We start from the raw sequence: 11,893 nt of genomic DNA on the forward strand, positions 1-11,893 counted from the left end.
CCACTGAGAACATCGGACTCATTCATCTAGTCGGCAGCACGGAAGGACGGCAGGTTGTAGGGGTTGTTTCGTTCGATCCAACCCTTTCCGTCCGCCGCGATTCCTTCCAGGAGGCGGAAGGTGTGGATGAAACCAGCCGAATCGAGGTCGATCTCGGCGATTTCCTGGGCGTTCTCGTCCGGCGCGATTTGATGGGTGTCGGCGTCTTTTACGCGAATGTTCCTGGCTGGCCCGTTGGTGAGGATGAGCTCCAGGTCGTAGCCGACCTCGCTGCGTTCCGTGACCTGTACGGAGGACAACGCGTCGAACCGGTAGTTGCTTCGCTGCTCCATCCCACGTTTTGCGTCGGCGAAATCGAATTCCTTGCTTATCTCGCGAACGCCATCCTGTGTGACCAAGAAGAGACGGAAGCTGTAGCGCGAGTATCGCCAAGGACCGCCCTTCACACGCGCTCGCTTGTAGGGGCGTGCCGGCGTCATCAGGATGGTGTGGGTGATCAGGTCGCGCCAAGTGAGCTGGTAGTGGCGAAGTGCTTCGTCGACGAGCAGCGTCTTGTCGCAGGTGAGCCAGGTCTCCATTTCCAGCTCGCTGGGTCGCATGGTGTCCAGGAACGACTTCCAGTTCTGGTACGCGACTTGTCGCGCGGTCAGCCGCTCTTGATATTCCTGGGTTTCCTTGGCCACCCGGTGCTCTTCACCCCGGGCTTCCAGCCACGAGGACGCCGCCGCGCGTCCGGACCAGACCGAACCGACTACGGCCAGAATGGCCAGCAGCACTTGCGACGCGCCGGCTCCTGAGGCCACTGTTCCGAGCAGGGCCAGAGTCGTGATGCTGAGAGTGATGAGGGCGACCACGCACAGCACCTGCGCCACCGCCGGCGTCTGGCCCTGGTGGCGGTGATCGAACAGAGTACCTTTGTTGTGACGGTCTCGGGCATCCTCAGCGAGATAGCGGATCAGCCAGTCGACCCGGTCCACGCTGATTCGGCTCTCGCGGTAGAGGAGCGCGATCTCGGCGACGAGGCTGTTGCGGATGTGGACGGTATGGTTGAGCCATATGTACGGGGCGAATCCGTGGGGCACGCGAGTACTGAAGTAGTGGTCGAACGAATGACGGACGCGGTTGGTGAACCCGTCCCCGGCAGTGGCGGGATCGCCCGTCTGCGGAATGTGGAGCAAGCGGTTCTTGGCCTTCAGCTGATGTGCGTGGTACCACCATTGGTGGCCGAAGTGAGCTGCGGTCAGGCCTGCACCGAGCGCCACCAGTAACTCGATGATCGCCTCAGCCGGATCCGCGACCAAAGCCAGGATCCAGAGGAATGCGGTGACGACGACGAACAGACCGGCGCGGACCGGGAGGGCTGCCCTTGCGGCAGCGGCGGTGCTCGGGCGGGGCGGCAGGGCCCGTGCCCCGATCGGGTCGGGTTCGAAATAGGCCCAGACCCGTTGGGCCCGGTCGTTGCCGAAGCGAGCTTTCTCGGCCCGCTCGCGGTTCTCGGCCCACAGGCTGTCCTTCAGCCCTCCGGTGAGTACGAGGTCGAAGTGGTGGAGGATCCCGTCACGCTGGCGAGGTGACAGGGCTAGCAACCGCTCCAGTACGCGTCCTGTTTGGTCATCCGCAGTGCTGAGCATCGCCAGCAGTTCGAAAGCGACGCGCAGAGCGTCTTTCCACTGTCCCTCGGCGTAGGCCCGTACGCGCCCGGAGGCATGGCGCAGCTGCTGGAGTTCTTCGGTGCTGAGGTCGTGGTAGGCGCGTGCGCTGAGCATGGCGAGTACCCAGTGGAAACGGACCTCCGCGTTGTCGTGTCCGTGAGCGATCGCGTCACTGATCATGTCGCGAGCACGGCTGGGGACGCCGTCCTCCAGGAACCGCACACCGACCTTGTACTTTTCCTGAGGTGAGGCATCCGGATGGAGGATGGAAACGTTGGCGTTGTGTACGACCCCGCCCTGGACTCCGACGATGGAGTCGTATGCGGAATTGTGCGTGACGCTGCTGCCGTTGTTCATGACAGGTCACCCGCCGCAACAACCAGTGGTGCCAGCCTGGCCACCAGCTCGGGAAGCTCTGCGAGCAGGCCGCGTAACCTCTTGAGTGCCATGGTCGCTCTCTTGGAGGATTCGGGAGTGTTTTCACTTGCCGCCCGGCGGGCAAAGTCCAGCTCGGCCAGTGCCTCTTGGTAGGTGTCGTCGTCGAGGACGCTCTCGGCGTGGTGACGCTTCAGGTGCTCACGGAAACCGTCCAGTTCCGCGACCAGGTCCGCCGGACTGGTCACCTTCGGGGCCGCGTTCAAGTAGACGCTGCTCTCCTTGACCGAGCTGGCCATGATGCCAACGGTGCTGTTATGGGCGGTGTTGCTGACGTGCTCTTTGAGTTTGTCGGCCGTATGGGCCTTGTCTGCCTGGGACATTGCTATCTGCGCCTGCTCTCCCACCAGTTCCACGGCCAGCCGTGTGGCGAATGCCGCCGCGTTCGCCGCGGCTCGTGGTTGCCAGTTACGGTCCTTCGCGCTGCTCTTCGTACCGTCCGCTCGGTCGCTGATTCCCCGGATGATGGCCACCGGTGCTCCGCTGAGATGACCGGCCTGCGCCACACCGGCGGCCTCCATCTCGATCGCGAGCGCGTCGTTGTAGTGCTGCCGGATCCAGCGCGCCTCGGCCGAGATCTTCGAGTTCTGTACGACCTCGCCGGCGGCGATCGCGCCGAAGCGCACCTGCGGCGGGCGCCCATGACCGGTCGTGTCGTCGGCCCAGTCGTTCACGCGAGCCAGATGCGAGCCGAGCTGGCTGATACCGTGCGCCGCCTCCCACACCCGGGGGCGGGCCTTGAGCCCGTCGTCCTCGCTGGTTCCGCCGTGGTAGGCGTACACGTGTGTCGCCATCACCACGTCGCCCAGCCGGGCGGTGCCCCACAGGGCACCGGCGACGCCGACGAACAACACGGCCACCGGCGAAAACTCCTGGATCGCACGCTCAGCGATCACCGCGGCGGAATGATTCCCTTTGTTCGTCAGACCCAGCGCTACACGGCATGAAGTGCCCTGCACGGTTCCCACCTCGAACCGCGTCCCACGCTCATGACGGTGCACCTGTGGACCGGCCAGTTTCCGGCGCACGGCCTGGTACTCGAGATTGAGGGCGGTGAGAATCACCACCAGGTCTTTCGACATCTATTCCCCTTCCTCTCCCGTGTCCTCTTCCCTCGTGGACGGCACAGGTCGGATCAGTGGCGGGAACAACACCGTCTTCGGCCCGGCCCGGTACAGCCGCGCGGGCCGTCCTCCCGTGGTCCTACGTCCCTGGTCGGCGGGGATGATGAATCCCTTTACGGCCTGGACTTTTCGGTAGAAATTACGGGTGTCGAGTTCGGTTCCCCAAACCGCCTCGTACACCTGCTGCAACTCGACGATGGTGAAGACTTCTCCGCAGAATGCCGTGGCCAGCGCCGAGAATTCGAGCTTGGTACGTGCGCGCTCGATTCCGTCCGTCACAATCCGGCGGTGATCGAAGGCCAGTTCCACCTCACCGGACAGGACGGCTTCCGCAGGAACCCACGCAGCATCCACGGCATCCGTTCCCGCGACCGGTTCGGGGAGTCCCGGCGCGATCGCCAAGTGGGCCACGGAGACTACTCGTCCCCGTGGATCACGGCCTGCGTCCCCGTAGATGGCCAACTGTTCAAGGTGCACCAACTCAGCGACCAGAGCGGTTTCCTCACGCAACTCACGGTGGGCCGCGTCCAGGATCTCCTCACCAGCGTGATTGAGGAATCCGCCAGGCAGAGCCAGCATGCCCTGAAAAGGATCTTCGCCCCGCTCCACGAGCAGGACACACAGTCGCCCCTCGCGCAGCGTCAGGATCACAAGATCGACCGTCAATAGCACAGGCGTGGGTGACCACACGTCAGCTTGCATGTGGCTCACGGTACTTCGGTTCCTGTCATTTTGACAAGAAGGGCGCGAGACCGCTGGTGCTGTGTAAAGGCGGCGGTCCGAGCGGTCAACTCGTCGTCCGCTCCGCAGCCAGGCGTGGGCCGATCGTGGCCTGCTGGTTCGGTGTTGCCTCGAAGCAGTTCTGGAACGGGTACTTGCGTTCCAGGACCAAACGTCGGGGCCGGTAGTCCCCTGTGTAGAGCCGGACGCACGAGGGGATGACCGACCGGTGACGAGATAGTTCGGGCCTCGGTCGTGGCGTGCGCGTTCGATGGCATCGAGGCGGGCGAAGGGCAGCTCGCCCATGAGCTGTCGCCACTGGGCGAGCTCATGGACGGCCTACAGGTCGTGTTCGGCCGGGTCGAGCCGGATGCGGCGCGGTGCGCGTTGCGTGCGGTTGGCCGATGGCGAGGGCGGTGGCGTGGTCTCGGCCGGGTGAGGGCCGCGCAGGAGTACGAAGGCCAGTCCTTCGGCGTCGTGGCGTTCGGTGGCGGACCAGCCGGCTCGCAGGTGGGCGAGTTCGTCCTCGTCGAGCGCGATGCCGCGCCGCTCGGCCGGGGTGTCGGCGGCGAGGGGCGTGATGACCACGATGGCCGCGCCAGGTCGCAGGCGGCTGCCGAGGGCCCGCATGGTTCGGTCGCGGTGTTTCAGGAAGGGATACACGAACCGGAGGGTGATCACGTCGTAGCCGTCGGCGTGCAGTGGTGCCCAGTCCTCGAGCTCGATGTCCAGGCACAGCCACCGGGCGGCATGCCCGTGCTGGGCGGTTGCCTCGGCGAGGGCGTTGTCGGACCAGTCGACGGCGTCGACGTGGTAGCCGAGCGAGGACAGATGGGCTGCGAGTTCTCCGACCCCGCACCCGACATCGAGGGCCTTGCCGTTGACCGGGGCGGGAAGGTGCGTGGCGAGCAGTGAGCGCTCGCGGTCGCTGAGTTGGCGATAGCGGCGGCCATCGGCGTAGCCGGTGTTCCATTCGTCCTGTGTGGTGAACACGAGGGGCACGTCCTTCCCGGAGGCGACGGGGCAACGGCAGTAGCGCAGTCGTGTGTGGCGGGACCGGGGTGTCCGGTGCCGTGGTGGACGGGATCCTCTCCGTGCGGTTCCCGGGACTTCCCGTGCGCGGGTCAGGTGGGCGTGCCGGCCGGTGGGCCGATGACGGTGGTGAGCTGGAGCTTGGTCTCGTCCTGGCTGCCGGGCACGGCGGTCATGATGACGATCTTGAGCTCGGAGTCGCCGTCGGTCAGCACGTCGCAGTCCACCGTGACCGGGCCCACCGACGGGTGGTCGATCGTCTTGTGGTCCTCGCGGTGTGCGGCCACCTCTCCGGCCGCCCATAGTTCGGCGAACCTCTTGTTGCCCGCGTTCAGTTCACGGATCAGCGTGGCCAAGCGGCTGTCCTGGGGGAAGCGGCCGGTGGCGCGGCGGAGGTCGGAGACGACGGCGGCGTCGGTGGCGGCGCGGTCCGCCTCGGTCACCGGCCACAGCGCGAGGCGGGCGGGGCCGGCGTCCACCGGGAACCTGTCGCGGGCGAAGTTGCGCAGCCGCGGCGGCGAGGCGGAGGGGTCGCCCAGCAGGGCGGCCCACCCGTGGTTCCACCACACCAGTTGCCAGTCCGCCGCGAACACGGCAACGGCCACGTCCCCGAGCCGGGCGAGCACCCGCCGCACGCCGGGTGGGAGGTGGTCGGAGATGGCGCCGTCCACCGGCGGTGCGAGCTGGGCCAGGCGGTACAGGTGGTCCCGCTCGGGGGTGGACAGCCGCAGGGCGCGTGCCAGGGACGCCACCACCGAGGCCGAGGGTGTCGTGGCCCGCCCCTGTTCCAGGCGCACGATGTAGTCGACCGACACCCCGGCCAGGTCGGCCAGTTCTTCGCGCCGCAGCCCGGCCGCCCGGCGCCCGCGGGCCACCGGCAGCCCGGCGGCCGACGGGGGCAGCCGGTCCCGCCAGGTGCGGATCATCGCGCCCAGTCCGGTTCCGGGTGTCGTCGGCATGCACCCATCCTCCCGCATCCCCGGTCGGGTGGGTGGGCGCGAAGGTGGTAGTGGTCTTCCTACCGTCGAAGCGTCCCTGGCCCGCCTCCGCCGTCGGGACCAGCATCGAACGCATGACGATCACCTTCATCACCGGAGCCAACAAGGGGCTCGGCCGCGAGACCGCCCGCCGCCTGATCGAGTGTGGCCACACCGTGCTCATCGGAGCCCGCGACCGTGAGCGGGGCGAGGAGGCCGCCGCCGCGCTCGGCGCCCGCTACGTCCCCATCGACGTGACCGACGACGCGTCCGTGGCCGACGCGGCCGCGAACGTCGCCGAACACGAGGGCAGGATCGACGTCCTGATCAACAACGCCGGTGTGCACGGCCCCGTCGGCGATCCCGGCGACCTCACCGCCGCCGACGCCCTCGCCGTCCTCGACGTCAACGTCATCGGCGTCGTCCGCACCACCACCGCGTTCTTGCCGCTGCTGCGCCGCTCGGACGACCCCGCGATCGTCAACGTCAGCAGCGGTATGGGCTCCCTCGCCCTCACCCACGACCCCGACCGGCCCGAGTCGCGCGTCGTCGTGCCGCTGTACACCTCCTCGAAGGCGGCGCTGACGATGTTGACCACGCAGTACGCCAAGGGACTCAAGGGCATCCGCGTCAACGCCGCCGACCCCGGCTACACCGCGACCGACCTCAACGGTCACAGCGGCCCCCAAACCGTCACCGAGGGCACGGACGCGATCGTCGCCCTCGCCACCGAGCGGCCCGGGGCCGGCACCGGGCGCTTCGTCTCCCGGCATGGCGAGATCGCCTGGTCCTGAGGCGGGCTGAAGCGTGGCGTGAGGTGTTTCACGGAGGGGCGTGATGTGCCGGGGGGCTGGGTAAGCGCGCCGCGATCATCGCTTGAGGTGCCGAGGCGATCGGTACACATAGGGCGAAAAGCAGTGCCGGACAAGGAGGCGACATGTCGTCGAAGCGACGTCGTAAGAAGAAGGCCCGCCGTAAGAACGGGGCCAATCACGGTAGCCGCCCCCAGTCCTGACCTGGGGCTTCTGCCGAGTGACGGCGATGGGCTCCCCGAGCGCGTGGCGCCACCGCGCCCGGGCACGGGGAGTCCCGTCAGCCGGCCTACGCGGGGTTCGAGGTGTCCGGGCGGCCTCCGGCGCGGTCCCACTGGGCCTCGTCCCACTCCACGTATTCGAGCTGGGCGCCGCCGGGCAGCCTGGCGGTCAGGTTTCTGCCGGTGGGGACCGCCTGCGGGCCGCGCACTATCTGGGCTCCTGACTGGGTGAGGCGTACCTGGCACTCGTCCAGATCGTCCACGATCAGCGTGGCCGACGTCGCCCTGTACGGCTCCAGTGTCCGCTCCTCTCCCGCCACCACCAGAACCCGGCCGACGGTGGCCAGCTCCAGGCCGTTCGGCATGGTGAAGCGGGTGGTGATCGGTTCGCCGGTGACGGCGGTGAGCGGTGCCAGCGCCGTGTCCAGGTCCGTGGCGTAGACGCGTGCGTAGGTGCGGAAGATGCGCATGCTCAGCAGCAAGGTGTGATCCGCCGCGGCTATTCCGCCCTGTGGCGGTGGCTCTCGCAGAGGGCTGTCTGGACGGCGGCCTTCATGTCGGCGTCCTGGGCGTCCGTGCCGCCCGGGTTGACGTTCACCATGACCGTCGCCTGCCTGCCGTCCACCGTGGCGCCGCCCACCGTTCCGTATCCGGGGATGTCGCCGCCGTGGCCCCAGTAGAGGCCGCCGCCGCAGGGCAGTGGCCTGCTCTCCAGGCCGAGGCCGTACGCCCGGCCGTCGGGGTTGCCGGTCGGGCGGGTCGTCATCATCTGCCGCAGTTGCGCCGGGCGCAGCAGCTCGCCGCGTACGAGCGCGTCCAGGAAGCGGTTGAGGTCGGTGCCGCTGGAGATCATGCCGCCGGCCGGGCCCGCGACCGTGGGGTTGATCGCGGTGATGTCCAGCAGCGGGGCGTTCTCGCCCGGCCGCGCGTACCCGCGCGGGTGCGGTCCGGGGATCGTCGGGTCGTCGCCCGGTACGTACGTCTCGCGCAGCCCGAGTGGCGCGATGACGCGCCGGCGGATCTCCTCGCCGTACGTGTGGCCGGTGACCCTTTCGATGAGCAGGCCGGCCAGCAGGTAGTTGGTGTTGGAGTAGCGCCAGCCGGTGCCGGGTTCGAAGGTCGGGGGATGGGCGAGCGCGAGGTTCACGAGGTCGCGGGTGTCGTGGTGGGCGAGCGGATCCTTGAGGACTTCCTGTGGGGTGAGGTAGTCGAGGATGTCGGGCACGCCGCTGGTGTGCTGGAGCAGCTGACGGACGGTGATCACCCGCCCGTCGTTCCCGTGGCCGCGGATGACGCCCGGCAGATAGCGCTCCACCGGCGCGTCGAGGGCGACGCGACGCTCTCCCACCAGCTGGAGCACGACCGTCGCCACGAACGGCTTGGTCATGCTGCCGATGCGGAACCGGCTGTCGCGGCGCATCGGCGCGTGGCTCTTCACGTTCGCGACGCCGCTGGTCAGCACCGCGCCGCCGCGCCGGTTCCGCACCTCCAGAAGGGCTCCGGGCGCGCCGTCGACCGTGGTCAGCCGGTGCAGGATGTCGCGCAGAGGAGTGTGGTCGGTGGCGGTGGTCGATTCCGTGGCGGTGTTCCGCCGTGGTGTGTCGTGGTGCGTCGGCGTCACCGCCGCGGCACCCTGTGGCGTCACCGCCGCGACACCCGCCGCCACCGCCAGTGTGAGTCCGCCACTCAGCACACGCCTGCGCTTGACCACGTTCATGCGATTCCCCCTCGAAGCCCCATTGCGTTCGAAGGGTCACGCTAGGGACCGCCGCGTTCGGGGGCGATCCGGCCAGCCACCCCCATCGCCCTGGGGACAGCCCCACCCCTCCCCGGTCAGAGCAGTTCGAGCAGCGCGTCGGTGAATTCCTCGGTGGTGGCCGTGCCGCCCAGGTCCGGGGTGCGGACGGGGGTCTTCGCCAGGACGGTCGCGATGGCGTCGGTGACGCGGGTGGCCGCCTCGGGGTGGCCGAGGTGGTCGAGCATCATGGCGGCGGACCAGATCGCGCCGAGCGGGTTGGCGATACCGCGTCCGGCGATGTCGGGGGCGGAGCCGTGGACGGGCTCGAACATGGACGGGAAGTCGCGCTCGGGGTTGAGGTTGGCCGCGGGGGCGATGCCGATGCTGCCTGCGACCGCGGCGGCGAGGTCGCTGAGGATGTCGCCGAAGAGGTTGGAGGCCACCACGACGTCGAAGCGCCGCGGGTCGAGGACGAACTTGGCCGCGAGGGCGTCGATGTGCTCCTGGTCCCAGGCCACCTCCGGGTGCGCGGCGGCGCGTTCGGCCACCAGCTCGTCCCAGAAGGGCATGGTGTGGATGATGCCGTTGGACTTGGTGGCCGAGGTGAGGTGGCCGCCGCGCCGCTCGGCGAGGGAGAAGGCGTAGTCCAGGACGCGGGTGACGCCCTTGCGGGTGAACACCGCTTCCTGGACGGCCATTTCCTCCGGCAGCCCCCGCCCGAGGCGGCCGCCGATCTCGCCGTACTCGCCCTCGACGTTCTCCCGGACGACGACGAGGTCGACATCGCCGGGGCCCGCGTCGCGCAGCGGGCTGGGCACGCCCTCGAAGACGCGGATGGGGCGCAGATTGACGTACTGCTGGAAGCCCCGGCGGATCGGGATGAGCAGCCCCCACAGCGAGACATGGTCCGGAACGCCGGGGTAGCCGACGGCGCCGAGCAGGATCGCGTCATGGCCGCGCAACTGGTCCAGACCGTCGTCGGGCATCATCGCGCCGAGGCTGGCATAGCGCTCGCAGGACCAGTCGTACGTCTCGTAGGTGAAGCCGAGGCCGTGCCGGGCGGCGACGGAGTCCAGGACCCGGCGGGCGGCCGGGATGACCTCGTTGCCGATGCCGTCGCCGGGGATCAGGGCGATGCGGTGGGTGGTGGTCGTGCGGCGGTTCGTCATGGAGGGGATTGCAGCAGGGGAGCGACTTCCGCGTCCAAGACGCAGATGGCATCGCTCTTATAGGCCGGCCCTATGAGATTCCACGGCGGTGCTGACGAACGCCTCCGCCGCCGGTGTCAGCGGGGCCCGCCTGCTGACCAGGGCGATCCGCAGACCGGTGCTCGGCTCCAGGTCCAGCACCAGGGCCCCGGCCCGCTCCGCGAGGCCGCGCCAGGCGTCGGCCACCACGGCCAGGCCGACGCCCCGCAGCACCAGCGGCAGGATCGACACCCGGTGCTCGGTCTCGACCACGACGGTCAGCGCGACGCCCTCGGCCACCAGGTCGTCGACGTAGCGGCGCATCCCGGTGCCCTTCTGGCCCACGATCAGCCGGTGTCCGGACAGCTGCTCATGGCGCACCGGCACCCCGGGGCGGAACGGCCCGTCCGGCGGGGTCAGCAGCACGAAGCGCTGCTCGGACAGCGGGTAGGTGCGCACATCGCCCCGCGGTACGGGGTCGGGGGAGGCCAGCAGCCCCAGCTCGCACACGCCGGTGCGCACCATCTCCGTCACATCGCGCGGGGTGAACGCGGCCTGCACGCGTACGGACACCGCGGGGTGGGCCCGGGCGAAGCGGTCGATCAGCCCGGTCAGCGGCTCGACGGCCTGGGAGGGCGGGGCCGCGATGTCCACCCGCCCGGTGCGCAGCCCGTGCACCGACTCCACACTGGCCCGCGCGAGCCGGAGGCTGCGCACCGCCTCCCGCGCCGGTCCGATCAGCGCCGTGCCCGCGTCGGTGAGGACCGCCCGGCGGCCGATGCGGTGGAAGAGGTCGCTGCCCAGGTCGCGCTCCAGGGCGCGGATGGCCTGGGACAGGGACGGCTGGGACAGGTACAGCGCGGAGGCGGCCCGGTTGAACCCGCCGTGGTCCACCACGGCCAGGAAGTACTCCAGCTGCCGCACATCCACCGGGCCGCCTCCCGCGCCTCGCCACTTTCGCCACCCTCGGCACCTTCAGCAAGCACCCTCGGCGCCCTCACCCTTCCATAGGTGTTGCTTATAAGGATTGTCGTCATCGGGTCTTGGACGCGCACCGCCGGCGGGTGCTGGGATCGGGCCATGAGCGATCAGCTGCTGGGCGACTTCGACCGCCGCACCATCCACGTCGAGGGTGTGGGAATCAACGTGCGCACCGCCGGGGACGGGCCGCCGGTCCTCCTCCTGCACGGCTATCCGCAGACCCATGTGATCTGGCACCACATCGCCCCGGCGCTCGCCGCCACCCACCGCGTGGTCCTGGCCGATCTGCGCGGCTACGGCGACAGCCACAAGCCGGTGTCCGACGCCGAGCACACCCCGTACTCCAAGCGGGCCATGGCGCGCGACCAGCTGCTGGTGATGCGGGAGCTGGGCTTCGACCGGTTCGCGGTGGTCGGCCACGACCGGGGCGGCCGGGTCGCCCACCGGATGGCCCTCGACCATCCGGGGGCGGTCTCCGCGCTCGCGGTCCTGGACATCGTGCCCACGCGGTACGTCTTCCAGCACGCCGACAAGGACTTCGGTCTCGGCTACTTCCACTGGTTCTTCCTGGCGGCGGACCACGGCATCCCGGAGCACCTCATCGGCCAGGACCCCGCGTTCTGGATCCGCACCCGGATGGGGGCGCGCCACCGGGGCGGAACCCCGTTCGACGAGGCGGCCCAGGCCGAGTACATCCGCTGCTTCTCGGATCCCGCGGCCATCCACGCCAGCTGCGAGGACTACCGCGCCGCCGCCTCGATCGACCTGGTCCACGACGACGCGGACGCCGCCGCGGGCCGCCGGGTCACCGCGCCGCTGCTGGCCCTGTGGGGCGCGCACGGTTTCGTCGGCCGCCACTACGACGTACCGGAGGTCTGGCGCGGCTACGCGGACGACGTGCGCGGGCAGGCGCTGCCGTGCGACCACTACCTCCCCGAGGAGGCGCCGGACGAGACGCTGCGCCATCTGCGGGCGTTCCTCGGGGAGCACGGGAGCGCCTGACCGGGGACTCCT

Annotated in this window: 12 protein-coding genes; 3 read left to right on the forward strand and 9 right to left on the reverse strand. The window is 69.3% G+C overall.

Annotation, left to right across the window (positions count from 1 at the left end; genetic code table 11):
* Positions 1-26 precede the first annotated feature (26 nt).
* The 5 genes from IEJ02_RS43600 to IEJ02_RS43620 all read right to left on the reverse strand — a co-directional run bounded on the left by IEJ02_RS43600 (position 27) and on the right by IEJ02_RS43620 (position 5,922).
* Complete coding sequence (locus tag IEJ02_RS43600; RefSeq protein WP_191069856.1) at positions 27-2,009, reverse strand: hypothetical protein; 1,983 nt, start codon at positions 2,007-2,009, stop codon at positions 27-29.
* On the reverse strand, positions 2,006-3,169 hold the full coding sequence (locus tag IEJ02_RS43605) for a 5'-methylthioadenosine/S-adenosylhomocysteine nucleosidase family protein (protein ID WP_191069857.1): 1,164 nt from the start codon (positions 3,167-3,169) through the stop codon (positions 2,006-2,008). The genes IEJ02_RS43600 and IEJ02_RS43605 overlap by 4 nt, the downstream gene beginning before the upstream one ends.
* Positions 3,170-3,913, reverse strand: a complete 744-nt coding sequence (locus IEJ02_RS43610; protein WP_191069858.1) for an NUDIX hydrolase — start codon at positions 3,911-3,913, stop codon at positions 3,170-3,172.
* Positions 3,914-4,270: 357 nt separating this feature from the next.
* Positions 4,271-4,924 carry a class I SAM-dependent methyltransferase gene (locus IEJ02_RS43615; protein WP_191069859.1) on the reverse strand — a complete coding sequence of 218 codons (654 nt, stop codon included), beginning with the start codon at positions 4,922-4,924 and terminating at the stop codon, positions 4,271-4,273.
* Positions 4,925-5,055: 131 nt separating this feature from the next.
* Positions 5,056-5,922, reverse strand: coding sequence for a helix-turn-helix transcriptional regulator (locus IEJ02_RS43620; protein WP_191069860.1), 867 nt, complete (start codon positions 5,920-5,922; stop codon positions 5,056-5,058).
* A 113-nt stretch (positions 5,923-6,035) separates the two neighbouring features.
* Between IEJ02_RS43620 and IEJ02_RS43625 the strand changes: the two genes are divergently transcribed.
* Positions 6,036-6,734, forward strand: a complete 699-nt coding sequence (locus IEJ02_RS43625; protein WP_191069861.1) for an SDR family NAD(P)-dependent oxidoreductase — start codon at positions 6,036-6,038, stop codon at positions 6,732-6,734.
* 143 nt (positions 6,735-6,877) lie between these two features.
* Positions 6,878-6,955: a 50S ribosomal protein bL37 gene (locus tag IEJ02_RS51235; RefSeq protein ID WP_370443954.1), complete on the forward strand. Its 78-nt coding sequence runs from the start codon at positions 6,878-6,880 to the stop codon at positions 6,953-6,955.
* An 86-nt stretch (positions 6,956-7,041) separates the two neighbouring features.
* Here IEJ02_RS51235 and IEJ02_RS43630 read toward each other — a convergent pair whose 3' ends face one another.
* From IEJ02_RS43630 to IEJ02_RS43645, 4 genes are all read right to left on the reverse strand, one after another.
* Positions 7,042-7,443 carry a VOC family protein gene (locus IEJ02_RS43630; protein WP_191069862.1) on the reverse strand — a complete coding sequence of 134 codons (402 nt, stop codon included), beginning with the start codon at positions 7,441-7,443 and terminating at the stop codon, positions 7,042-7,044.
* Between the two features lie 29 nt (positions 7,444-7,472).
* On the reverse strand, positions 7,473-8,690 hold the full coding sequence (locus IEJ02_RS43635) for a serine hydrolase domain-containing protein (RefSeq protein ID WP_223865414.1): 1,218 nt from the start codon (positions 8,688-8,690) through the stop codon (positions 7,473-7,475).
* A 116-nt stretch (positions 8,691-8,806) separates the two neighbouring features.
* Complete coding sequence (locus tag IEJ02_RS43640) at positions 8,807-9,880, reverse strand: tartrate dehydrogenase (protein WP_191069863.1); 1,074 nt, start codon at positions 9,878-9,880, stop codon at positions 8,807-8,809.
* Positions 9,881-9,937: 57 nt separating this feature from the next.
* On the reverse strand, positions 9,938-10,828 hold the full coding sequence (locus tag IEJ02_RS43645) for a LysR family transcriptional regulator (protein ID WP_191069864.1): 891 nt from the start codon (positions 10,826-10,828) through the stop codon (positions 9,938-9,940).
* A 150-nt stretch (positions 10,829-10,978) separates the two neighbouring features.
* Between IEJ02_RS43645 and IEJ02_RS43650 the strand changes: the two genes are divergently transcribed.
* Positions 10,979-11,881, forward strand: a complete 903-nt coding sequence (locus tag IEJ02_RS43650) for an alpha/beta fold hydrolase (RefSeq protein WP_137977702.1) — start codon at positions 10,979-10,981, stop codon at positions 11,879-11,881.
* The last annotated feature ends 12 nt before the right edge of the window (positions 11,882-11,893 follow it).

Origin of the sequence: Streptomyces sp. 5-10 (assembly GCF_014712245.1) — a bacterium.
Taxonomy (GTDB): Bacteria; Actinomycetota; Actinomycetes; order Streptomycetales; family Streptomycetaceae; genus Streptomyces; species Streptomyces violaceusniger.

What these genes read in the sequence shown, in the direction of transcription:
- IEJ02_RS43600 (WP_191069856.1), bottom strand. Translation starts at nt 2,009, where the DNA reads ATGAACAACGGCAGCAGCGTCACGCACAATTCCGCATACGACTCCATC.
- IEJ02_RS43605 (WP_191069857.1), bottom strand. Translation starts at nt 3,169, where the DNA reads ATGTCGAAAGACCTGGTGGTGATTCTCACCGCCCTCAATCTCGAGTAC.
- IEJ02_RS43610 (WP_191069858.1), bottom strand. Translation starts at nt 3,913, where the DNA reads ATGCAAGCTGACGTGTGGTCACCCACGCCTGTGCTATTGACGGTCGAT.
- IEJ02_RS43620 (WP_191069860.1), bottom strand. Translation starts at nt 5,922, where the DNA reads ATGCCGACGACACCCGGAACCGGACTGGGCGCGATGATCCGCACCTGG.
- IEJ02_RS43625 (WP_191069861.1), top strand. Translation starts at nt 6,036, where the DNA reads ATGACGATCACCTTCATCACCGGAGCCAACAAGGGGCTCGGCCGCGAG.
- IEJ02_RS51235 (WP_370443954.1), top strand. Translation starts at nt 6,878, where the DNA reads ATGTCGTCGAAGCGACGTCGTAAGAAGAAGGCCCGCCGTAAGAACGGG.
- IEJ02_RS43630 (WP_191069862.1), bottom strand. Translation starts at nt 7,443, where the DNA reads ATGCGCATCTTCCGCACCTACGCACGCGTCTACGCCACGGACCTGGAC.
- IEJ02_RS43635 (WP_223865414.1), bottom strand. Translation starts at nt 8,690, where the DNA reads ATGAACGTGGTCAAGCGCAGGCGTGTGCTGAGTGGCGGACTCACACTG.
- IEJ02_RS43640 (WP_191069863.1), bottom strand. Translation starts at nt 9,880, where the DNA reads ATGACGAACCGCCGCACGACCACCACCCACCGCATCGCCCTGATCCCC.
- IEJ02_RS43650 (WP_137977702.1), top strand. Translation starts at nt 10,979, where the DNA reads ATGAGCGATCAGCTGCTGGGCGACTTCGACCGCCGCACCATCCACGTC.